At 49.4% G+C, this 22,345-nt stretch carries 24 protein-coding genes and 3 pseudogenes; 9 read left to right on the top strand and 18 right to left on the bottom strand.

The genetic code is table 11. The features are described 5' to 3' along the window. Window positions 1–5: 5 nt before the first annotated feature. The 4 genes and pseudogenes from tatA to E3U44_RS20635 all read right to left on the bottom strand — a co-directional run bounded on the left by tatA (window position 6) and on the right by E3U44_RS20635 (window position 3,465). On the bottom strand, window positions 6–281 hold the full coding sequence (gene tatA, locus E3U44_RS08620; protein ID WP_134357760.1) for a twin-arginine translocase TatA/TatE family subunit: 276 nt from the start codon (window positions 279–281) through the stop codon (window positions 6–8). A gap of 665 nt (window positions 282–946) precedes the next feature. Next, window positions 947–1,471 carry an alkaline phosphatase PhoX gene (locus tag E3U44_RS20340; protein WP_206054933.1) on the bottom strand — a complete coding sequence of 175 codons (525 nt, stop codon included), beginning with the start codon at window positions 1,469–1,471 and terminating at the stop codon, window positions 947–949. Further along, window positions 1,419–2,384 carry an alkaline phosphatase PhoX gene (locus E3U44_RS08615; protein ID WP_206054932.1) on the bottom strand — a complete coding sequence of 322 codons (966 nt, stop codon included), beginning with the start codon at window positions 2,382–2,384 and terminating at the stop codon, window positions 1,419–1,421. Before E3U44_RS08615 ends, E3U44_RS20340 begins: the two co-directional genes overlap by 53 nt. 334 nt (window positions 2,385–2,718) lie before the next feature. Continuing rightward, window positions 2,719–3,465: pseudogene (locus tag E3U44_RS20635) on the bottom strand (IS1 family transposase). Between the two features lie 1,612 nt (window positions 3,466–5,077). Between E3U44_RS20635 and E3U44_RS08600 the strand changes: the two are divergent. Beyond that, window positions 5,078–5,485 (top strand): transposase, encoded by a 408-nt coding sequence (locus E3U44_RS08600; protein WP_240761783.1) that lies wholly within the window; start codon window positions 5,078–5,080, stop codon window positions 5,483–5,485. Further along, the gene (locus E3U44_RS08595) at window positions 5,466–5,885 is read left to right on the top strand and encodes a transposase (protein ID WP_134357757.1); all 420 of its coding nucleotides are present in this window, start codon (window positions 5,466–5,468) and stop codon (window positions 5,883–5,885) included. Before E3U44_RS08600 ends, E3U44_RS08595 begins: the two co-directional genes overlap by 20 nt. A 307-nt stretch (window positions 5,886–6,192) precedes the next feature. Here the strand turns inward: E3U44_RS08595 and E3U44_RS08590 are convergent, their stop codons facing one another. The 4 genes and pseudogenes from E3U44_RS08590 to E3U44_RS08575 form a co-directional block, all read right to left on the bottom strand. Further along, window positions 6,193–6,504, bottom strand: coding sequence for a hypothetical protein (locus tag E3U44_RS08590; RefSeq protein ID WP_166805048.1), 312 nt, complete (start codon window positions 6,502–6,504; stop codon window positions 6,193–6,195). A 155-nt stretch (window positions 6,505–6,659) separates the two neighbouring features. After that, window positions 6,660–7,200: pseudogene (locus E3U44_RS08585) on the bottom strand (helix-turn-helix domain-containing protein); the annotation flags it as partial. Window positions 7,201–7,496: 296 nt separating this feature from the next. Then, window positions 7,497–7,718 (bottom strand): annotated as a pseudogene (locus tag E3U44_RS20630) (IS1-like element transposase); the annotation flags it as partial. Between the two features lie 202 nt (window positions 7,719–7,920). Next, on the bottom strand, window positions 7,921–8,439 hold the full coding sequence (locus tag E3U44_RS08575; RefSeq protein WP_134357754.1) for a MauE/DoxX family redox-associated membrane protein: 519 nt from the start codon (window positions 8,437–8,439) through the stop codon (window positions 7,921–7,923). A gap of 543 nt (window positions 8,440–8,982) precedes the next feature. Here E3U44_RS08575 and E3U44_RS08570 point away from each other — a divergent pair. Then, on the top strand, window positions 8,983–10,446 hold the full coding sequence (locus tag E3U44_RS08570) for a DUF2254 domain-containing protein (protein ID WP_166805046.1): 1,464 nt from the start codon (window positions 8,983–8,985) through the stop codon (window positions 10,444–10,446). 407 nt (window positions 10,447–10,853) lie between these two features. Here the strand turns inward: E3U44_RS08570 and E3U44_RS08565 are convergent, their stop codons facing one another. Then, a complete protein-coding gene (locus E3U44_RS08565; protein WP_134357752.1) occupies window positions 10,854–11,573 on the bottom strand; it encodes a TPR end-of-group domain-containing protein in 720 nt (239 codons plus the stop codon). Between the two features lie 166 nt (window positions 11,574–11,739). Here E3U44_RS08565 and E3U44_RS08560 point away from each other — a divergent pair, with 166 nt between their 5' ends. Continuing rightward, window positions 11,740–12,075, top strand: a complete 336-nt coding sequence (locus E3U44_RS08560; RefSeq protein ID WP_240761782.1) for a hypothetical protein — start codon at window positions 11,740–11,742, stop codon at window positions 12,073–12,075. 380 nt (window positions 12,076–12,455) lie between these two features. On the opposite strand, the gene E3U44_RS08555 is transcribed toward E3U44_RS08560, so the two are convergent. After that, the gene (locus tag E3U44_RS08555; RefSeq protein ID WP_134357751.1) at window positions 12,456–12,917 is read right to left on the bottom strand and encodes a hypothetical protein; all 462 of its coding nucleotides are present in this window, start codon (window positions 12,915–12,917) and stop codon (window positions 12,456–12,458) included. A 564-nt stretch (window positions 12,918–13,481) separates the two neighbouring features. Here E3U44_RS08555 and E3U44_RS08550 point away from each other — a divergent pair. Next, window positions 13,482–13,943 carry a hypothetical protein gene (locus E3U44_RS08550; protein ID WP_134357750.1) on the top strand — a complete coding sequence of 154 codons (462 nt, stop codon included), beginning with the start codon at window positions 13,482–13,484 and terminating at the stop codon, window positions 13,941–13,943. 79 nt (window positions 13,944–14,022) lie between these two features. On the opposite strand, the gene E3U44_RS08545 is transcribed toward E3U44_RS08550, so the two are convergent. The 3 genes from E3U44_RS08545 to E3U44_RS08535 form a co-directional block, all read right to left on the bottom strand. Next, on the bottom strand, window positions 14,023–14,856 hold the full coding sequence (locus E3U44_RS08545) for a M23 family metallopeptidase (RefSeq protein WP_134357749.1): 834 nt from the start codon (window positions 14,854–14,856) through the stop codon (window positions 14,023–14,025). A gap of 56 nt (window positions 14,857–14,912) precedes the next feature. Further along, entirely contained in the window at window positions 14,913–15,155 is a 243-nt protein-coding gene (gene yidD, locus E3U44_RS08540) for a membrane protein insertion efficiency factor YidD (RefSeq protein WP_134357748.1), read from the bottom strand. A gap of 69 nt (window positions 15,156–15,224) precedes the next feature. After that, on the bottom strand, window positions 15,225–15,491 hold the full coding sequence (locus E3U44_RS08535; protein ID WP_134357747.1) for a hypothetical protein: 267 nt from the start codon (window positions 15,489–15,491) through the stop codon (window positions 15,225–15,227). 164 nt (window positions 15,492–15,655) lie between these two features. Between E3U44_RS08535 and E3U44_RS08530 the strand changes: the two genes are divergently transcribed. Continuing rightward, window positions 15,656–15,961 (top strand): DUF6763 family protein, encoded by a 306-nt coding sequence (locus E3U44_RS08530; RefSeq protein ID WP_134357746.1) that lies wholly within the window; start codon window positions 15,656–15,658, stop codon window positions 15,959–15,961. A gap of 435 nt (window positions 15,962–16,396) precedes the next feature. Here E3U44_RS08530 and E3U44_RS08525 read toward each other — a convergent pair whose 3' ends face one another. Continuing rightward, window positions 16,397–16,642, bottom strand: a complete 246-nt coding sequence (locus tag E3U44_RS08525) for a DUF1496 domain-containing protein (protein WP_134357745.1) — start codon at window positions 16,640–16,642, stop codon at window positions 16,397–16,399. 349 nt (window positions 16,643–16,991) lie between these two features. Between E3U44_RS08525 and E3U44_RS08520 the strand changes: the two genes are divergently transcribed. Next, entirely contained in the window at window positions 16,992–17,540 is a 549-nt protein-coding gene (locus E3U44_RS08520; protein ID WP_134357744.1) for an HPF/RaiA family ribosome-associated protein, read from the top strand. Window positions 17,541–17,670: 130 nt separating this feature from the next. On the opposite strand, the gene E3U44_RS08515 is transcribed toward E3U44_RS08520, so the two are convergent. Further along, entirely contained in the window at window positions 17,671–17,865 is a 195-nt protein-coding gene (locus tag E3U44_RS08515) for a DUF6316 family protein (RefSeq protein WP_134357743.1), read from the bottom strand. Window positions 17,866–18,190: 325 nt separating this feature from the next. On the opposite strand from E3U44_RS08515, the gene E3U44_RS08510 reads away from it, so the two are divergent. Further along, window positions 18,191–18,478, top strand: a complete 288-nt coding sequence (locus tag E3U44_RS08510) for a F0F1 ATP synthase subunit gamma (RefSeq protein WP_134357742.1) — start codon at window positions 18,191–18,193, stop codon at window positions 18,476–18,478. A gap of 484 nt (window positions 18,479–18,962) precedes the next feature. Beyond that, window positions 18,963–20,828: a S8 family serine peptidase gene (locus E3U44_RS08505; protein WP_134357741.1), complete on the top strand. Its 1,866-nt coding sequence runs from the start codon at window positions 18,963–18,965 to the stop codon at window positions 20,826–20,828. Window positions 20,829–20,906: 78 nt separating this feature from the next. Here E3U44_RS08505 and E3U44_RS19585 read toward each other — a convergent pair whose 3' ends face one another. The 3 genes from E3U44_RS19585 to E3U44_RS08495 form a co-directional block, all read right to left on the bottom strand. After that, a complete protein-coding gene (locus E3U44_RS19585) occupies window positions 20,907–21,674 on the bottom strand; it encodes a PEP-CTERM sorting domain-containing protein (protein ID WP_206054927.1) in 768 nt (255 codons plus the stop codon). A gap of 135 nt (window positions 21,675–21,809) precedes the next feature. Then, window positions 21,810–21,989, bottom strand: a complete 180-nt coding sequence (locus E3U44_RS19290) for a hypothetical protein (RefSeq protein WP_166805045.1) — start codon at window positions 21,987–21,989, stop codon at window positions 21,810–21,812. A gap of 26 nt (window positions 21,990–22,015) precedes the next feature. After that, window positions 22,016–22,333, bottom strand: coding sequence for an ATP synthase subunit I (locus E3U44_RS08495; RefSeq protein WP_134357740.1), 318 nt, complete (start codon window positions 22,331–22,333; stop codon window positions 22,016–22,018). Between the last annotated feature and the right edge of the window lie 12 nt (window positions 22,334–22,345).

Here is a 22,345-nt window from a genome sequence, read left to right as displayed (position 1 = left end):
GTGAGCTACTTAATCTCGTCGCCCAACTTTACTTTAAAGTCAGCGTCACTTTGATTTTTCTCAGAGACGGATTCGGTCTTATAGGTGGATTTTTGCTTATCCTCGATAGTTTCCATTTCTTCGGTATTTGGCGGCTCCTCATCACGTAAGGAGTTACGAAACCCCCTCACTGCACTGCCTAGATCAGCACCTATGGAGCGCAGTTTTTTAGTACCAAATAATAGCAATACAATTACTAGGATAATAAGAAGCTGCCAAATACTGATTCCGCTAAATCCCATGGTCTATTCCACATCTTGGGTGAGTGCAATTGTTTCAACTAGCGTGTGGATTTTTCCTCTTTCCCGTCATCGCTAGAATAAGCGTAATATATTTGTCTTTGGTTTTTTAACGCTACTTAAAGGTCGGCAGTTTATCCCCGTGTAGATAATCCCTCATGAACAAGCTCGCCTCGCACCTTGCCCTCTCCAACACCTACAAAAAATGCCCCCTGTTTCATTGACTGCCATCGTGTGGACCCCGATTTGCTTTTTCTTCCAATCCCAACAAGCCAAAACGTCGGTCTAGTTGGGGTATGTTCAAGATACGTGTAATAAGTAGTCACTGGATGTTAGTGCTTGATTTCATATTATTTTTGTAACCCATTTTTAGTGGTTACCCGTATTAGTTCACTGATGATCACTGTTTGTCCGACAATGTGCTCATTTCTGGACGTTCTTCTTTGTCTTTAAAAAAATTTTATCCATAATGGGTGATAAATTGGATAGGCAAACCATTTTTCAGACATCTATCTGAACTCACCCTTCACTATTTGAAGTGACTCCCTATTACACGTATCCCGAACATACCCCATAATCCCCCATAATCTTCCTGCTTCGCCAATGGCCCACACCAAAAACAGGGTACCCCCTCCCTATTCACACTTCCGATTCAAACGGGAATCGCTCTAAAGTGCGCCTTTCTTCCAAGGGCCGCGAATCGCAAAAGTAACACCAGGCGATTGTATGTTGGCAAACAGCCAGTCCCCGTAGAATGTCGCCCCTGCCCACTCACGACCTCTGTAGTCGCCTACCGGATTATCCCAAAAGTTATCTTTGACGCCTGGGAATACCGCATCAATAAGGTCAATATCGCCTTGTGCCAAAACGATCTGGTTTTCCGCAAATGGAAATGTCAATCCATCCGAAGTCAGGCCGATCAGGCGTTTAGGATTCGAACCACCGTCCTCGCATAGGACAATACCACCACGAGGACTGATAGCGATGTTATCCGGGCCATCTAACTCCGTCGCATTGCTGGCTTCATATAAAAGTGTGAGTATTTCAGCGCGCGGATCGTATACCCAGACTTGGCCTAGTTCGGCGGCCCCGCCATCCGTAGAGATAAAATAGATTAAGCCCGTGTCCTCCCAGCAGCCTTCACCGCGCGAGAAGATAGCGGGCAGCAGGTGCCGAATCGAACGCGCGTCCATGGACAGCTTCAGGGTCTTCAACCCGCTGCCAAGAGACACTGAAGCTATCGCCGGCGGCGAACTCACCACTTCTGTTAGTCATATCTTTACGAAATTCATCGTTGATGACCATAGCATAGAGTTCACCACCATCACGTAACAGCTCGTTCTTATCGCGTCCGCCGCGCCAATTGGGATGACCCGCACCCGGTTGTACGTATTTGTAGAAACCACTTTCACCCGTATCCTCGGTTTCATACATAACTCCCGTCATTGGATCCACTGCCACGGCTTCGTGCGAAAACCGACCCGCTGCGCGAATAGGCTGGCCGTTGCTGATACCGAAGCCGGGGACATCGAAGACATAGCCATGATTGAAACCATCTGTGCGGCTATCCCAGCCGTGGAATGTTTCCTCACAAGATACCCAGGAACCCCAGGGGGTTGGACCGCCAGCGCAGTTACGGATAGTACCGCCAAGACTGGTATAGGAATCGATGAACTCGCCGCGAACAAAATCGAATACGAGATTGGTTGTCCCTCCGTACTCGTTCATGTTGTACATACCGCCGGGAACTAGACACTGAGTGCCCTCGCCAGCGGATAATTCATGATTTCGAACCAGGGCAATAGTGCTACCCTGCTTGGCACACACAGCCATGCCGTCGTGATCAGTTGGTGTGGGGCGGCCATCGGTCATCGTCTGCCCGGTCCAGCCAAAGGACTGGTACTCAAAGCCTTCCGGCAAAGCCAGCAGTTTCAAACCCGTTGAAAGATCTTTTTTCAGCGTCAATGGTCCATAGCCCGGCGAGTAAGCAGCATTACCGTAGCCCCGGCCATTGGGTACCCGTGCGGCAAGTGACGAGAATGCGAGAGTGGCAGCTCCCACCGCCAAACCTGTTTTTACGAACTGTCGGCGTGATAGTTTGGACATGTTAGGTTCCTCTGTTTTTTGTTTCTGGAGATCCTTGGCCCCAGTGTCAAGGACTAATGCAATTTTTGACCTGCATCAGGAAAAATGCACTCGAATGGTGTTGCATTACTTTTATCACAAGCACTGGGATGATAAGGACAATAGCGGATACTTACTCCCAAGAAGTCGTAAACGACCTATAAGGATATATTGTGATGTGATAGTCTAGGCGAACAATATGACGAGGAAATTAAATAGAGATGTCGGTTTGATGATACTCATGAACCCGCCTGCACCCAGACCTGGAGTGGCTATGCTTTACCTGAGTAGTGTTCCAGATCTGGAGGTTCCAAATTTACACTTGCACCCCAAATTCATATCGATTAATAAAAAGCCCAATGACAATATCATGCATTTGCTGGGTTTTAGAAAAGCAAATCGTTTTGCGTGCCAATCGCTTAATGCGGGTGCGTAAGGTGAGATGTTTTCTTTCTATTTTTTTGGGTATCTTGTTTGCCAATGTGGTGTCTGTTGGGGTCCAGATGGCGCTGATAGGTTCCCCAGTCATCGGTATAAAAACGGGTGAGTCCAAAAGGCTCAAGAAGTCTTTTGAGTTTTAAAAAGACGGTGTCTTGATGGGTTCCCAAAACGTAGGCCAATACCTGCCCGCTGCGATGGTCGATGGCATGCCGCAAACCCGCGCGGCTGGGCTTTCTTTCCCACAAAACTCCACATCTCATCGACTTTCGCTTCCTCAACCCGCAACACCTGCACTTCTGCCTGCTCTGCAGGCAAACGCTTCAACAGCGCGGGGTTGACCGACTCAAGACGGGACTCTTTTTTTTAGCTCCTTGAGCACCGTGTGGGGACTGATCTCTAAAACCCGCGCCGTCTCTCGTATCCCACTCCCGTTCAGCGCCATCTCAATGATCTGCTGCTTGACTTGTGGCAAGCGACCCTTATACACATTATCCAAGCGAAAGGAGCAATGGGCGCAGGCTTCATTCTGTCATCAATAACGCTACTCTCCGCTCTCACTCCTTCCCCTTTTGACTACTCGATGGCTTTGACAATAGGGACAATGCACGGGGAGAAGCACCAGGGAAGCCTCCTGTTTTTTTCTTCTTTGAGTTCATTGGATGAGCTGAAGTATTCATCACAACACACTTTCCTCATTTTGTCTTTAAGATGACTTGAGTTCGTGTGTCCGGAATAGTCTAGCCACTTCAACCTCTAATTGTGCCATTACTGTGCCAGAGGTAGATCCTTGCACTTCCTGTATCATGATAAGTCCTTGATTTTATATGGCGCGCCCGGTAGGATTCGAACCTACTACCCTCGGCTTAGAAGGCCTAGAATTCACAAACATGGGTTAATAAATTCAACAACTTACTAGCCATTCCCCGCGCCTAGCGTGACTAAATATGTCACGACCCCCCCTTTTGACAGCGTTGCGTCACGATTTAGTCACGTTAAAAAGGTTAATCCTTTGCCTATGCAAATGCAAATTCTTGAGTTGCCCCGCCTCCTTTCGCTGGCACCCTCAAATTATAGAAATAAGATACACATGAAATTGTAGATGCTCTATTTGACCGACCTATTTTTCGCGCCAGTGATTTTATAGAGCGCACCGGTATTCCAAAACCTAGCGCCCATCCGCTTATTCGCCAGCTTCTTCAGGTAGGTATTTTAACGATTCTGCGTAAGCAAGCTGGCAGGAAACCCGCTATCATTGCCTTTCCGCGCCTCATCAATGCGGCAGAAGATAGAGCCGTGCTACCTAGTTCTTAAAAAACCTGAATTTAGCCGGGTGATTAAAGTGTGGCTAGTGAGATGGATATTACCGCAAGGCCACAATTGACAGTAGGCAAGGTTTGACACCGAGATGCGAGAAAATAGTAAGCCATTGTTTTTATTAATCAAATTATATGGGCGCCCATTGCAAAATGCCCTACTGTGTAGAATGGATTCTTACCATTGTCCACAAAATGTCCACATTCTGATTGGAAGCAAAGAAGAGGGTGCCTATCCGCTTTGAGAGAAGCTTTTTCACAGACACCCCCTTCTCTCTCGCCTGCTTATCATTCTTCCTTCTAGTATCCCCCGCTGCCTTCCTGTGCCCTAATGACGAAGTTTACATATAGAGTGTATCTGTATCCTGGAAGTATTTGATCTTCGTGGTGTAAATCTCCGGTAGAAGAAAGAGAATCACGCCCAGGAAGTTTTGAACTTCATTTAGGTTCTCATTCTAAATTTACTAAAAGCTACCTTAAGTACAGGCGGCCCAATAACAGCAAGAGCTTTCGCACTTAAGGGAGGCTCTTTGGAGTTTCGCCATGACTGATTTCAATTTTGTTCCTACAAAACTTCATCAATCTGGAGAATTCGCGGTTCCTCGCGGTCCTCGACGAAGGGGTGACCTTGGTCTTGGGGTCTTTACCGCTCCTCGCGCTCGGCGCGCCGTTTCACTTCGCGACTTTGCTAGGGGAGCGCCTAACCTCCATGTGAGGCTCTAATGTTATTAGAGAAACATGCCTGGAGCGGCCTCTTCCACACGCTCCACAATCAGAGCGGCGCCTGTCATCACCCTGTTTACTACGCACGCTCACCTCCGCTCCGGCTCCAGAGGCGGCTTTATAGCAATTCCCGTTTTCATTAGGTACAATATTAAAGTTGTTTATTTTCTTCAACCCGATTGAATGGGTTTAAATACGATGCCTGCACCCTATTCATTAGACCTACGCCAAAAAGTCATTGAAGCCTATAGGAACAAAGAGGGTTCGGTCCGTCAGCTGGCGAAACGATTTAAAGTATCGAAGAACACAGTCAGTGGTTTTCTGAGGCGCTTTCGGGAGACGGGGACGGTCCATCCCAAGCGCCGAGAAGGGGTGGGGCATCCGGCAAAAATTGATGAGCCAAGGGCCCAGTATTTGGCCGAGGTGCTCCAGCGCGAACCCGATTTAACGCTCCACGAATTGTGCCAGCGATTTGAAGCCCGCTTTGGTGAAACGATAAGCACCTCGGCCATGGATCGAGGGCTGAAAAAGCACCGGATCACGCGAAAAAAAAACGTTCTACGATCCCAAAAAACACACGCCCCGGGTGAAACAACGCTGGCTTGAGTATTGGGTCGAAGTGAGCCTGTGTTCCCCCGAAGACTTCATTGTGCTCGAGGAAACCGGAGCGGTATTGAATCTGACCCCCGCCTATGGACGGGCCCCTCAAGGGCAAAGAGCCTATGGAAAAAAACCGACGACCCAAGGCGAACGCATTAGCACCATCGGGGCCCTATCCAGGGACGGAGTCCTGCCTGCGATGTGTTTTGAAGGCACGCTCAATGGCCCGGTTTTCCTCTATGATGTCGAGCATTTCCTCTGGCCTCACCTCCACGAAGGGAAGGTGGTCATTTTAGACAATGCCGCCGCTCACCGAGATGAAGAGGCGATTGAGCCAATCGAGCAGACCGGCGCTAGGGTGGTCTCTTTACCACCCTATCCTCCTGAACTCAACCCTATTGAATAGGCTTGGTCCAAGCTAAAACATTGCCTAAAGAAAAAAGCGGCCCGGACAAAAGAGCAACTTTATCACGCCCTCAGCGAAGCACTCACGCTGATTTCCCCCCAAGACTGTCAAGCCTATTTTAAACATTGTGGACTCTGTCCCTCACTTAAGTGAGAACCGCTATACATTAGACCTATACAGTGCAAAATTACATGAAATTGGTATTAGCCTGGGGCAGGCTTGCAAACGGCAAAAACCCAGGGTAGATCCTGAGAATTTCCTGGCGTGGCCACAGGAAACGAGTGCATAGGGGCAAATGTCCTATCTACTAACGGCGTAGTAAGTGAACTGGAACCTCAAGGTTTTGTGGGCGATCGATATATTCGATACCTTGCGGTACCTCGCCACGAAGGGCGGACTTAGGTATGGGGAGTTGGATGTTTTGGTAATCTAGATCACCCCCTTCCGCCTTCTGATGCGGGCACAAATCGAAGCGAATCATTCGCTCGGGTAGGACAACGGGGTTTCTCGGATGTCTAAGCCACAAAGGAACGAGCCAAAGCTTCCCTTCGTAGGCTATTCCATCGCAGGTCACCACCAGGCCATCACTGAACCTCACTGAACACCTGAATACATCCACCTCTTACATTCCTAACGGCCCGAGAGCTGAGCGGCACCCCAAGCAGAGTGGGCAATCCGAATGAGCCCATCGCGAGCACGAGGCACAGCCACGGCGCAGTGTCCGCTCCAGTAGCAATGAGACGTCGTGTAAAACTCTAGACTTAATCTGACAGACACACTATTCATCGTCCCCACAAAGTAGGTGTCCTGTGAGCCCAGATAACCGGGATGCTCCGATTCGATCTCCCCTTTGGCTTCGCGTTGTTCTTTGGCCTTCTCCAGCGCGGCCAGTTGCGCTTCAGTCAGCACCAGCCCCTCCTGGGCCGAGCGGGCCTCCAGCGCCTTGAGACGCTTTTTCAGGGTCTCCAAATCATGGCGCAACCAGATGGAGCGCACCCCTGAAGAAGAGACGATAATTCCCCGCTACTGCAATTGGGCCGAGGCCCGCCGCTGGCCTAGCGCCGGGTTTTCGATGGCTCAATCCACCACCGCCTGCTCTACAGGCTCCGGCACACGGTTTTTGATCATCGGCTTCTGGCGGCTGATCTCCACCAACGCCTGTTCCCCGCCGGTCTCATACCGTTCTTTAAACCGGTAAAAGCTGTCTCTAGAATAAGCCCATCACCTTACAGGCCTGCGAGACATTCCCCAGTGGCTTGGCTAGCTCCAACACGCCCAATTTCGGTTTGATGATCTTTTCTTGATAGGTGCTCATCTTCTGACACGCCTCTTTTTCGTTTTAAGTCTATTCTGGGGGCATGCCCCCAGAATAGACTTTTTTTCAGCAAAATGTCAGATCAAATCGTGTGCTTTACAAATTTCTCCCTCCGACCCGATCCCTCTTTCTTTCCCACAAAACTCCACATTTCATCAACTTTCTCTTGCTCAACCCGCAACACCTGCACTTCTGCCTGCTCTGCAGGCAAACGCTTCAACAGCGCGGGGTTGACCGACTTAAGACGGGACTCTTTTTTTTAGCTCCTTGAGCACCGTGTGGGGACTGATCTCTAAAACCCGCGCCGTCTCTCGTATCCCACTCCCGTTCAGCGCCATCTCGATAATCTGCTGCTTGACTTGTGGCAAACGACCCTTATACACATTATCCAAGCGAAAGGAGCGATGGGCGCAGGCTTCATTCTGTCATCAATAACGCTACTCTCCGCTCTCACTCCTTCCCCTTTTGACTACTCGATGGCTTTGGCAATAGGGACAATGCACGGGGAGAAACACCATCGAAGCCTCCTGTTTTTTTCTTCTTTGAGTTCATTGGATGAGCTGAAGTGATCACATCTCGGACGAGCTGTCAAATGGAATGCGGACTGATATATCGGCTTAAACGACTATTTTATCTGCCATTACCCTTAAGAGGCAATGCGCCAAGCTTGGGCAATATTACCTTTTGAGCACTACCTACAATGTACTTAGGGGCTAACGCCTAGACAAATAGCAGAATCAGTGCCATGACCAACATCCCAATATCTTCCGTTAGCGTTACGGTAGAGAGCGGGACTGAGAGTACACTGCCCATACAGGGACAATTAATATCGAGCCCTTGTCTCAGTGCTATTACGACACCAATCGCTCCGAACCCGAAGACCACCACTGTAGCCCAGTAGGTAAAATTAGGCGCAATGAAATTTAAGTACATGATCGCAAGGGCCAGCTCAATAAAAGGATACGCGTATCCGTATGCCTTGACCCGCTTGGCCAGCAAGTCATACATCACAAAGCCGTCCTGAAATCCGCTCAAGTTGAAAATCTTCAATAATGCGAACACCAACAGGAAAACACCCATGTAAGCGTGCATAAATGTGCGCATATCAACGCTAGAGAAACCATCGGCGATTGCCCACGCCGCTAGCGCTGCGCCACCAATCAGCGAGATTAGCGGCCAGTAATCCGCAAGTGTCTCACCGCGGGTTTCATCACCTAATTTTGTCGCTGAGTCGCTCATAACTTCTCTCCTTGAGATAGCCGGCTAGCCCAAAACAAAAGACACGCAACATTTTGCCAACACGCGTCTAATGGGGCACGCTGATTTGGATTCACTGCGACGGCTTGCTTCACACCCATCGGCCTCAGCAACTCGTCAATCTCAGGCTAAACGTCGGCGGATATTCCCGACTCGTCTCTAACTACTAAAAGCATAGTTCAAAATATAGTAGTGCTCAAAAAGTAATGCTACTCAAGTCTAGCGTAGTACCTGTTGGCTGTAGGGATTTAAGTTCCTCGACAAAAATTTTGAAGTGACAGGGTATTCCTCTATAGAACTCCAGTTAGTAGAAAAATAAACTTTAAACTTAGGCATGTCTCTCTGTGTTGAGAGGCGGGAAAATTGCAGCATATTCTCTCTAACCCTCTAGCCCGGATCTCCTCCAGGCTTTTTTTATGGATCCCTATGCCAAGGGTTATCGCTGGCAGAGGCAGCCCAGTGGCTAGTAATTTGGAAAAGGGTCTCGATGATAGGGTTAACAAGACTATAAGGAGGGAAACTCCCTTGAAAAATATCCGCTTCGATATACACCGTGGCAGCCAGAATCTAACCCAGCTCTGGCGTTCCGGGGAAAAACTCAAGGGAAAGGGGATCAAGTTCTTTCTGAAAAGACTTTGGTACCGCTTTACCATTAATTATTGGTTTCTGCCTGCCCTGATCTTGCTAGGGGCGGTGCTGCTGTCCTTTCTGACCCTGTTCATTGATGATCGTTACGGCTCCGGCTGGGCCACCCAGTGGCGCTGGATCTACTCCCATGAACCGGCCGGAGCCCGAGCTATGCTCTCCACCGTGGCCGGTTCCATGATTACCGTGGCCGGTGTTGTGTTTTCCATCACCATTGTGGTGCTGACGTTAGCCTCCAACCAGTTTGGACCCCGGCTAATCCGTAACTTTATGCTCAATAAGGGCAATCAGCTGGTCCTGGGGGTGTTTACTGCCACTTATCTCTATTGCTTGCTGATCCTGCGCCGCATCCAGGCCGTTGATAATATCACTTTTGTGCCCAGCTTATCCCTGGTCACGGCCATACTGTTGGCTATTCTCAGTATTGCAGTGCTGATCTATTACATCCATCACGTCACTACTTTCATGCAGGTGGAGAATGTGCTCAACTCCGTGAGCCGGGAATTACATGGCACCTTGGAACGACTATTTACTGACAGGGAAAATTCCTCTGCCGACGGCCGGGAAATCACCACGATCACTGCTCCAATCTGCACCATCCCTATCAGCCAAAGTGGCTATATCCAGGCGGTGGATCATCAAAGTCTGGTGCGACTAGCCTACCACCGCAGCGGGCAACTGGAACTGCTCTATCGACCGGGATGCTATCTAGTGGCCGGGGCCACAGTGGCGCGCTTCGGCCCCTGTGCGGAGGCCGACGACGAGCTGGTCACGGCAGTCAATACCGCCCTGCTGCTAGGCTCCCATCCCACCCCGGAACAGGACCCAGAGTTTGCTGTGCGCCAGTTGGTAGAGGTAGCGGTTAGGGCTCTGTCCCGCGGGGTCAATGACCCCTTCACCGCCATGACCTGTATCGACCGGATCGCCACCGCGCTGGCTATAGCCGCTTCCCGAGTGCCCCCACCCACTGCCTACCGGGATAACGACGGTCAGGTTCGGCTAATCGATTACCCGGTCACCTTCGCCGACCTAGCCAAAGCGGCTTACAGTCCCCTGCGCCGCTACGGCGGAGAGCAGATCACCGTAGTGCTGAAGCTACTGGAAAGCCTGGCCATGATTCTACCCCTGACCTACCAGGAGCGGGACCAGCAGGTTCTATACGAGCACGGCACTTTGATCTACGAACGCTGCCTCGCTCGGGTGGAGCAGGATCAAGATCGTCGGGAACTGGATAACTGCTACCGGATACTCAAGAAACTAAACGATGCTCACCACAGAATGCTCCAAGGTCGCTGGAACTGTTCAAACTTGTCTAAGATATTCAACCGAAAGAGACGGATGTAGAACCGCAAAACGACTCGCCATCCGAATCGGTAGCTACTTTAGCTATCCCCAAATCAACAGCGAAAGAGGCACGCTTTCCTCACCGCCTTAAACAGCAGGACTTCCTCGGCATTTAATTTATCAGACAGTACATATAGCTCTCTACCCCACCAAACGTATACTGCTCAATGGCGCCGATATACCCGCCAAGGTGGGTCAGATAAGGCCTATCACGCTGATTTAGCCACTTTAGCTTCCATTATCTTGTCCCAAATATTCCTGCCATCTGTTTTCTAGTCCACCAGGGATCGATGTCAGGGGTGTTCTTATTTTTCTTTTTTACAGGGCTTGCTAAATCAGCAGCCCGGATGAAGCGAAAGGGGATCCAGGACACCCTATTTCCGATGTCCCAGTTCCTAACATGAACTTTATGAGCGCTTTAATCGACGCCACCAAGAACTAACCTCCCGGCTTTTTTCTGGCTGCTTTTCTGCCTCTACTTTCTTTTCTACAGCCTCTGCTTCCGAAGCCTTTATTTCTTCTTCCTCAGCAAGTTTTTCGAGAAAATTCTTAAACCATTTCTCATTTCTGACATTATCCAGATCTTTATCCACTTTAAGGTGTCTTAGGGGAGGAAGGTTATCCGCCTGATGCGCTTGCTCTAAATATTTTTGGCATGCCTTCTGCTCTCCGCGCAAACTATGGATACAAGCTAGGTTATAGGCCCCTACCCCCGGCTCCAAGGCCTCCGCAGCAGTAATTTTTTCTTTTGCTTCTCCATAAAAGGCTTCGGCACGTTTATCAGGTTTATTCTTGGCCTGCTCAATTAAGGCCGCGGCCCAATCATTCATGACCTTTGCGTTGTCCGGCTCAAGCCTGAGCGCCACTTCAAATTTTTCGCATGCTGTTTTATAAAGCTCCTTAGCGTCCTTACCCTGTTTGCGTTGGGCCTGGTCGTAAAGCACTAATCCCCAATAATGGAAAATTTCTGCATTACTATTATCCAGTAAAGCCGCCGAGGAAAGCTTCTTATAGGCGGCTTCAAACAAATCATCCGCCTTAGAATCTAAGGTTTTTCTTGCTTTCTCAGCTTGCAATTTCCCCCGCGCTAACTCATTTTTTGCTAATCGCCGCTTAATTCTTTTCATTGATAAAATTCCCTAAAAATGTGGTTTAAGCTTATTTTCCGCGTTTCTCTATAGAAAACACATCCTAACATTGATTTCCCTGCCGCCTGGAATAGGGTTAAAAAATCCTCCTAAAGGAGCTCCCTAAGTCCTGTAATATTGCCATTTTATCCAACAACATAGGCGAGTGTCTTCCTTTTTCCTGCTTAGCTTTGACTACCGCTCTAACGACCTCCCAGAGAATACAGTATCAATCCACCTGTTTGAATATTCTGGGCTGTTTAGATATCCCCAGCAGGGGGCTTATTTTTTTCAAGGGATCGAGGTGGGCAGACTATCCCGCAACCAACGTGCCCGGCTACGCCGCCACTATCTGGGATTCGTTTTTCAGGGCTTCAATTTGCTAAACCGCACCTCAGCCTTAGAAAATGTAGAGTTGCCCCTCATCTACCGAGGTATATCGGCGGCAGTGCGCCATGCTTGGGCTCGGAACGCCCTGGCGGCGGTGGGCTTAAATGGCTAGGAGCACCACACCCCTGGAGAACTTTCCGGTAATTCGATCTGGCCAAAGAGTAGAACCTGGTCTGTCTTCCGCCACAGCCCCCTTTGACGTGGATGAGGCCGAACCATTGCTAGGGAAATCAGCACTATTGCCGCCGTAGCCTCCTCTTCCTGTCGCTCCTTGACCGCTATCTTCGGCAATGAGAATTGGTCCACGGCAGTGACCGGCGTGGACAACTTTTGGTGGAAGCGGTGATGCTGTCCTCCTTGCCTCTGAAACTTGTAGCCAGGGAGTACGTGGGTTCTGGATGAGGGAGGACTATCTCCCCAGAAATGGACAGCAAAGCCTGGTTATTTGGGCACCCCATAGTCGCCCAAAATGTCGTCCAAAATCTTGTTAGTTTAATTATTACTATCCGCCGGCATTTGAGAATCCAAGGACGGCTGCCTGAGCATGAGGCCTTTGCGCTCTTGCTTAAACTGAAATTGTTGCTCTTGATGCTCCCGCCGAAAGCGCTGTTTCAGCTCTAGCTCTCCTCGGCGGGTGGGGTCAAGTCGATGACCTTGCTGCTGCCGTAAGAGGTTTTGCTCCAGGATTTGTTGGCGTTGCAAATCCCCTTGGCGTATTCTTTGTTGCTGGAGTCGTAGATTAAACCCGCGCTGCTTTGCCAGCGGAAGTTGGTCGCTTTGGAAGCGATGGCGAAAATGCTGCTGTTCCATGCGAAGGTCAAAAGCTCGTTCGTTATGACGGGCGCGTAGTTCACTAACGGTACCCGCTGAATGGGCTTCAGTAAATAAACCCGACATCATCAACAAGCAGCCAAGGAGAACCCGGCGAAGAGGTAAATGAACGGTAATAGGCATTAGCCAGCAAACACAAATTTAGAAATGGCGATATTAAATAAATAAACCACTCCTAAATAGACCGCTCCGCCACTGATAAGTGCGCGAGGATTTGCTTTTAGTACTCCCCTTTCGGTAGTTCACCTCATCCGGCCCCACCACCCCACCAGAAATAAGGAAATTCATGGCCTCATCAACAGTCCAATCAGTCGATATCAATCTGTCGATATAAGTACCTATAGAATAAAATATGAGGTGTTTTAGGAGCGAGCCGGAGGTGTTCCGCAAACCCGTTTTTCCTCCTGAAAAAAGGGTTTTCCGGGACTTCTCTGTCCCCTGGCTCCACGCCACCGGCTCGCTCCAGAAAGACCTCAAAACTTTCACTGAGTTTAGCATTTCTCGTTTATGGAAGCCGCTATATCCAACGATTTGGCTCTCTAACCCCTGTCAGGGCTATTCAGGCAAGCATCCCTTAGTCCATAATAACCACAAGGTTGGTGTATTTTTGCCAAACTCTACCTAAAACCTATACTTGGGTAATTATATAAATACCGTAACCACTGAATCATGTAAGAGGTAAAAGAGGTGAAAAAGTCCTTGAAATATCTTTGGATTTTTCTTCCTATCCTGGTGGTGGGAATAGCCGCAGCTAAAACCCAGTGGCTAGATTCAAACGAAATTACTCTACCCAATGGAGAAAACATCAGTCCGGAAGAACTACAATCTCAAGCGGCCCTTAACATTATCGCCGCACAGATCAATAAGGCGCTCCCTAAGAAGGTGGACAGAGAAACAGAGCTTCGCAGCGTTGAGGGACGAGACGGGGAACTTAGGTACAATTACATTAAAATAAATGCTTCTTCCGATCAGTTCGATAGCAACCAGTTTGTAGAGGAAACCAGCCCGAAAGCACTTGAATTGGCTTGCAACAGCCCGGATCTACATGTTTTCTTAGAACACGGAGTCAATGCTCGCTACTCTTTTCATGGCAAGGATCTTAAACCTATCGGCGAAATTGTCGTGACCCCCAGCCAATGCGGCTATTAAGCTATTAATAACTACCGAACTGGGATGTCTAAAATTATTGGTCTGACCCAGGATTTCCTAGCTAGGGAACGAGGACCGCTCATTCCCTAGCCCCCGTCGGCATTGGAGCAACCAAGAGCTGAGGATCAAGCCGAGTTTGAAAAAGGTTGATTCTCCAATCCAAATGAGCGCCGGTAACCCGTCCCGTGGCACCCACCTCGGCGATAATCTCTCCCTGGGTTACCCGCTCACCTTCTTCGACTAGAATCCGCCGCAAATGCAAAAACGCGGATGAAAGTCCATGCCCGTGATCGAGAATAAGCGTTCCTCCTGAAAAAAACATATCGGGATGGACCAAGGTAACGAGTCCATCCGAGGGGGCCCGTACAGGCGTTCCGGTAGGTGCCGCAATATCAATTCCATAATGGGGGCGCCGGGGCTGGCCATTCAGAATTCGCTGACTCCCATAAACGCCAGAGATAGCACCTTGCACAGGCCAAATAAACCCGCTTAAAAAATCAGTACGGGGATCATCCAGTTCCCGCGCCTTTCTAACCCAGGCAGCCTCTTTGCGGATACGCACTAAATCTTCGGTGCGGGGGGTCACCTTACGGGGAGGCAGCCCCTCAATATGCTGGGTTTGATACTGGCGCTGGGCGATCTCAAGTTCTCGGACCTCATGTGTACCATCGGGAAAAACAAGCTTAAGGGTCGCCTCCGGCTTGGCATCACGGCCAAAGCCCATCAAAAATAGCCCATCCTCGGAGACCCGCAGCTGACGCCCATCCAGGAATACCTCTATTCCCGGTTCAGTTTTCCCTATGAGCAAACTTCCTTGCTGTAAGGGTCCGTGAAATTCCAGGGCCAGTTCCGCCGCCCACCCATAGCTTAGGAGCAACAACCCAAACCCCAGCAATCCAGTCAGTCCATGCACAAGCCTATCCCCTCTTTGATTTGATTACAGGAAAACTTTTTTCCGCCCCCAGTAAGTCAATGCTTGGATCGCCATTGCTTTTGAGGGATATCCGGTACTGGATCAACGCCACCTGGATGAAAGGGATGGCAACGCAAAAGGCGTTTTAACCCGAGCCAGCCTCCCCGAAATCCACCATAGCGCTGGATAGCCTCCTGAGTATACGCTGAACAGGAGGGATAGTAACGACAGTGATTGCCCATTAGGGGGCTAATGCCATAGCGATAAGCAGCTATTAAAGACAATAAGATAGTTTTCATTGCAGATACGGCCTATTTACTAAAGCTTAACATCTCTACCCATCTCGCTTCCCTGCCAAAAACAGCTCCTTAAGTCGAGGACAAGCGAGTCTCTTCCCGCTTACCGCTGTCAAATAACGTCAGCTCCCACCGCCCTGATGCCACATCATGACGCAGGATATATATACTCCCATCCCCACTCCGGATTTTAAAATAACGGTAATCCGGTGCCAGCCAACGATCAACGACTTCTAATACCTCTACTGGCCTCCTACCGAGAAAGAAACGGCGGGGAGTTTCTTCCCCCTGATAGCCGGCATAACATTCAACCCGCACACTTAGATCAGTCTGGCCCATAGCTATTTCCTCTTCTACTTATATAATACCTTGAATATTATATTTAGCTTTTTGTTCCCCAACTTCCGCCCCGATATCTGCTCTCTAAATTCTTTAAAAGTTCATAAATACTAGTCTATGCTGGTTTGTGGCGTGATTTGCTGCAATCCCTAGGAGATATAACAATGGCAATTGAGATAGAGCCCATCCCAGGCGAGTGGTACGAAAATATCGAGACACACCAAATCTTTCGGGTTATCGATATAGATGAAACTAGTAGCCTCATCGAAATCCAGTATGTAGACGGTGATATTGGGGAAATGGATATGGTGGCCTGGGAAGGATCGGATTTAGAGTGGATCGAGCCGCCAGAAAATTGGACCACTCCCTATGATGATATCGAGCCGGATGATTTGGGGTATTCGGATACGGATACCCACCCGGAGGAGGAACCGAAGATTATCAAAAGATATGGGAATGAGGGTGAGTAAACGCCCCTTCCGGAATAGATTTTCTAGCCGGCGAGGGCTGTAAAGGGGACCAATCGAGTCTAACGCAAGCGGCGCCTCGACAGCCCTTCTTGGAAAAACGAGGGGTAGTGAAAATTTCTTACTAGCTTACGATAAGGAGACCTCCCCAATGTGGAAAATACAAAGCTTAACCTTAACACCTGCCTGTGGGCCTTTTCCTGATAGAGTGATGGAAAACGGGGGAAAGTCGCTACATGGAGACCCTGAGATTCCAACAGAATTCCCCCCGGAAATGCCTCCAGAGGAAGTACCCCAAGAAATCCCACCAGAAGCTCCACCCGAAGAACCTCCCCTACCGGAGGAGGTGCCGGAAGAAATTCCGCCAGAAATTCCTGAGCAGCCCCCCCGGAGAGAAATCGATTCCTCTAAACTTCTTCTCTCTATCAGATCGGCTACTCAGGGATTGTCCGGGTCACAAGGCCCCACCCGCACCCAAACGCCATAGTCACAACGAAGCAAAACACCACTACTACAAACATGGGTGCCATTTTTATAGCTTTGATTATTAAAGTAGCAGACGGGCTCACCCGGCACTTCCAACCGCAATACTTCAGTTTCTTCGTCGCTTTCCAAGGCGATGGGGGAATTTTTTAATTCTGGGTCGGGTGCACCCACATTGGGGACACCACTGCTTTCTGGCATACTAATCTCACTTTAAATTTAATTGACAATACCTTAGCTAATCTTCTTGATAAGCTTTCCAATTATTGACGCCGTTCTCTAAATTGAAATTTACTCTGCTGCCCTCTTTTCTTTTCTATCATGGATGGTCTATAAATCAAGTAAGGAGTGCAAACTGGTTTCTTTAGTTTAGCCAGAATATGTCCGAAAAGATTAGAAATAACCCATCATCCAATAAGCTCATATCTTTGAACTATTCTTACACTGCATTTAACAAATTAAAAAATCCAGGCCAGCAGGGCTGGATAATCTATCCACATCAATACCTTATTAAATTTTTGAAGCCCAACCTTGTCGGAGAGGCACCCGTATGCAATTACCTATACAAATTAGCTTTCGTCATATGGAGCCGTCCATCGCCGTAGAGGACAGAATTCGTGAAAAAGCCGCTAAATTAGAGCAGTTCTATGATCGTATTATGGGCTGCCGAGTGGTCGTTGAGGCCCCTCATCGGCACCGCCACCAAGGCAAACTTTATCATGTCCGCATCGACTTAACGGTGCCTGGCGGAGAACTGGTGGTCAGCCGCGAACACCATGGAAAAAAAGCTCACGAAGACGTTTATGTTGCGCTCCGAGATGCCTTTAACGCAGCCCAACGTCAACTTGAGAGTTTCTCCCAGCGGCAACGGGGCAACGTTAAGCATCATGAACCGCCCCCCTCTGGTCGGATATCGTTGCTAGTCCCTGAACAAGACTACGGGAAGATTGAAACTATTGATGGTCGGGAAATTTATTTTCACCGAAATAGTGTCTTGAATGAGGACTTCCAGGACTTACAAGTAGGCAAGGAAGTGCGCTTCACTGAAGAAGAGGGAGATTTAGGCCCTCAGGCAAGCACCGTCCACCTCAAGGGTTAGTAAACTATTCTCAGGGCGGCGTTACAGTTTATAGGTGAAAACGCCGCCCTTCTCTCCTCCTTACATACCTCACAACCTTCCCCTTCCTTGGCCAACAGCGATATCTATTTTAATCTGGGTAGTTAATTTCTTACGCTATTTTTCTGATCTCCTGCGGGACCCTTCCTTGTTGCTCCCTGCGGAGAATGATCATCTCATCAAGGTAGCGCTGGCACATTACTTCGGCTTCTCGCCGGGTATCGAAAGGACCGATACGGCCTTCCCGAGTCAGAAAATACCACCCTTTTTGGGCAACGCAACGGAAGCGGGTCTTTTTCCTAACCATGATCACTCCTTAGAACAATATCATAAACACCACCCGTAAAAGTTTCAGATCGCTTAAACGGGCTCATACAAAATAAGCTTTAGAAACTCGCGAACCAGACTTGAGTTAGAGGAGAATAAGCAGAGGTGCTGCAAAAAAATCATATTCCCAATACCTGAGCCACTAAAAAAATGACAACTCTTTGTGGCCTTCAATAAGCCAAATTCATACTTTAAGTATAGAACCTCGGATAGGCCGATAATATTAGGAGTTCTACCTATTTTTATCGGAGCAACTGGCTACACATATTGGAAAAATGGCTGTTGACCACCTCCAAAGATAAGCAATGAGCCGACGCAGGGAAATCAAGCAACACCTTCATTCCCTGCAGGAGATCAGTAGCATCATGGACAGCATGAAAATGCTTGCGCTGTTGGAGCCCCGCAAGCTCGGGCGTTTGCTCCCCGCCCAACAACAGGTGGTGAATAGCGTTAAGGCGGTTGCCGCTGACTTTCATCACTTCTACCCCCCACACCAACCCCTTGCCCAAGATTCCCGGCACATCTATCTGCTGATGGGTTCAGAACGGGGGTTCTGCGGGGATGTTAACGAGATGGAACTCCATCGGGCTTGAGGTCAACGTGACCAGACCGTCGGCGGCAGGGGTGAGCCGGGACCGTGGGTCCGGTGGACCCACGCAGACCGGTGAACGCCCGTCCAGGCAGGACTTGCCCGCCGGCAGGAAAGGCTGGCGTGGCAAGCCGACATCGAGCTTCCAGGAATGGATTGACAGCGTATCTGGTTACGCCTGCCGCTAAGAACCCCAAGCGCCTTAGGTCTCATTTAAACGAGAAATGCTATAAAACTCAAAAAGCAATAACAACGACTGCCGATGAACATCCTACCTAGCGACTACACTCCACTCCCCCATTTGTTTCACTGCGGTTTTCTGCCCACCCTATCTCCACCAATTCTCAAGGATGTGAAGCAACTCCCAATTGCCCCCATGAATTCTCGGTAAAACCTGCCGTTAAGGTTTTCAAGCTGAAGTTGCCGAACCCAGATTCGGTGATTTTCCGATCACCAAAGTTTTGTCCTGCAACCTAAAGGAGCCATTTATGGAACACTATATCGCGCGCCAAGGAGCGCGCTTTGCTTCACGCATCAAAACTGTCTCCATACTTTTTCTATTGGCAACCGCCCTCCCCCTATTCATGTCCCCGGCTCAAGCTGAGCCCCCAGCCAAGCCCTGGGCTCCCGGACGCCTCCTGGTGCAACCTAAGGCGGGATTGCCAGACTTAGAATTGAATAAAATCTTTGCCCGGGCGGGGGCTACCTCTAAGGGCCGTATCGGTCCCCTCAATGTCCATATCGTGAATGTGCCTGAACAAGCCGAAGATGCCGTGGCCCGGGCCCTGGCTCGCAATCCCCACATCAAGTTTGCCGAAAAAGATTGGGTGGTGGAGCTAAGTGAAACCATTCCCAATGATCCGAAATATCCAAGTGCGTGGCACTTGCCAAAGATCGCGGCGCCTTTAGCCTGGGACACTGCCTTCGGGGATAACATTACTGTGGCTGTTTTAGATACGGGGGTTGATGACACCCATCCCGATCTGTTTGGCAAAGTTCTCTCTGGGTGGAATACGGCCAGCAATAATAGCAACACCTGGGATATCCACGGCCATGGCACCAAGGTAGCTGGCACTGCCGCAGCCAGCAGCAACAATAGCCAGGGGGTCGCCTCCATCGCTTGGAATGCCCTCATTATGCCCCTTCGAGTCACGGATTCCAGTAATGGCTGGGCCTATTGGAGCGATATTGCAGAAGCCCTCACATGGGCGGCTGATCAAGGCGCCCAGGTGGCCAATATCAGCTATGATGTGACCAACAGCTCGACCGTCTCCAATGCCGCCCAATATTTCCGTAGCCTAGGGGGAATTGTGGTGGTCGCCGCCGGCAACAGTGGCAGCAACCCCGGTTACAGCGATAACCCCTACATGATTTCAGTTTCTGCCACCACCAGCAGCGACAGCAAAGCTAGTTGGTCTAGCTATGGCCACTATGTGGATGTCTCCGCTCCCGGTGAGGGAATCTGGACCACTACCCGGGGCGGCGGCTACGGCTCGGTTTCTGGCACTTCCTTTGCCAGTCCGGCTACTGCCGGGGTCGTTGCACTCATCCTATCCGCCAACCCCTTCCTCTCACCGGGAGAAATAGAATCCATTTTAGAAAGCACCGCCGATGACCTGGGTAGCAGCGGTTGGGATAGCTTCTACGGCTATGGCCGTATTAATGCTTACAGCGCCGTAATTGCCGCCAGCGAGACAAATTCTATCGATACCCAAGCCCCTTCGGTGGCCATCCTCTCTCCCAGCGAGGGAGCCACCGTGTCCGGTACCGTCGCCATCGACGTCAGTGCCGAGGATAACGCCGGTGTAACCCGAGTCGACCTTTATGCCAATGGCCAGTTCCTTGGCAGTGATACCACTTCCCTCTATGGCTTTAGCTGGGATTCCACAACGGTAGCCGATGGTTCAGTATCCCTTACCGCTTATGCCTATGATGCTGCCGGTAACGAAGGGGTTTCCTCCACCGTCACCGTACTCGTGGATAACACCCCGGATTCAAGCGATATCACCCCTCCCAGCGTGAGCATCACAGAACCTGCAGAAGGTAGCACCATTAGCGGTACAGTGCATATCACGGTGAATGCCAGCGATAACACCGCCCTTGCCGCCATTCAACTCTTCATCGACGGGGCAATGAGAAGCGCAACCGACACCAGCCCCCTCTCCTACAGTTGGAATACCCGTAAAGACACCATAGGGTTCCATAGCATCAGTGCAGTCGCCGAGGACAGGGCAGGAAATACCGCTACGACATTAATAATAGTCAACGTAGGTTCCGATAATAAAGGAGACTCCGGGGGAGGAAAAGGCAATAGCAATGGCAATGGCAATGAGAAGGGAGGTAAAAATAAATAACAGAAATCTGGTAGCAGAATTCAACCCCAAAGACACCGGCTTTAAGCCGGTGTCTATTTTTTATACAAAAATTTTGTTTTAAGCTAAATGCTTACGACGACGGCCAATGAGACCTAAGCTCAGAAGACCGGTGCCGAAGAGGGCCAGAACACCGGGTTCGGGGATTTCCTGGGGTCCGCCACCACCGCCTTCACTACTGCTGTAAATACCCAAAGCAAATCCACTATCGCTGCACTCACCCTCAGGACAAGTGATGCTATTCACTGCAAGTGACTGAAGATGAGCGCCCAATTGACCGGAACCCAAATCACCATCCGTACTCATCGAACTAGGCGCCATCAAAAAATCATCTGCTACAAAATCGCCAATGTTAGAAATCATTGTAAAACTCAATAACGTTAAATTATTAACATTTGGTCTTGAGCTTGAGTATTCAAATAAGAAATTTGGCGTAAAGGTCCCCCCACCTACAGTGTCGGCAGGCGACTGAATCAACCAGTTAGCTGGATCAAAATCGGTAAAATAAAAATCAGCACTTCCAGTATTTGATCCCGCTGACGGGTTTGTTTCAACTGTCCAAGGCGAATCAGAACTGACACCGTTAAACGGATCTCTTAGATTAAAATAAAACTCATGGAGCTTGATGTCGGGGTGGTCAGTTGTATCGACAGTAATATCCCACTCTGCAACATTACCGGTCACATCTATCAAAACATCGATCTGGAGCAAGTCAGGGTTATCAGCCCGGCCATCTCCCGTAAGCTGTGCGTTTATCAATACAGCTTGGGCTGAACCAGCTATAAATCCAAGAAACAGCAATAGACTAGACCATAAAAGTTTATGCATAATCTCCACCCATCGTATTCAGGCATAATCAACACCACATTATCCCTGAAGCTATGTTTTATGTTTTTATGAATGTCACCCTACTAAATAAAAGGGTACTTTCTGCCCACAAAAACACCTTTGCAAAAACAATGCCTAATCAGTAATTGCTTGTTTTTTAATATCTTTGAAATTAAATTTGCACCCTAACTGTAAATTTTTATGACAGCCAGAGTAGGATGGGTAGAGTTTTAGAGAGCATAAAAGTCTTTCATTTTTCCCTATTCCAGCAGAAAACAACCACCAGCTTACATATCCCAGCGCATCAAAAAACAATAGGTTCCCCTAACGCTTTACCGGCCCTATACTTGCTGTCTCCGGGATGAGGGGGGAGCCATCTCTTCGCTCTTTGGCCGGAGGCGACGTACGAAAAAGGTGCGGATAATCAGCATGCCCCCCAAAGCAGCCAGTATTTGTTCCCAGTGCCTCCCAAAGAGGAAATAGAAACCGGCAAGTACTACCGCGGAGCGCAGCATTAGGCTTAACATCATCCATAAGGCAGGATGCCCCACATAAGGCAAACGACGAACGGTAAACCAGAGCCCTCCAAAATAAAATCCGCCCAGGAGCATCCCCCCAAGAAGGGCCACGATAATGAGCCCAAATTCTGCGTACTCCATAACTCACTGCTC

The organism is Nitrosococcus wardiae, from assembly GCF_004421105.1.
GTDB classification, from domain to species: domain Bacteria; phylum Pseudomonadota; class Gammaproteobacteria; order Nitrosococcales; family Nitrosococcaceae; genus Nitrosococcus; species Nitrosococcus wardiae.
The sequence above is the reverse complement of the archived record's forward strand: the minus strand, read 5'-3'. Positions and strand labels throughout refer to the sequence as shown.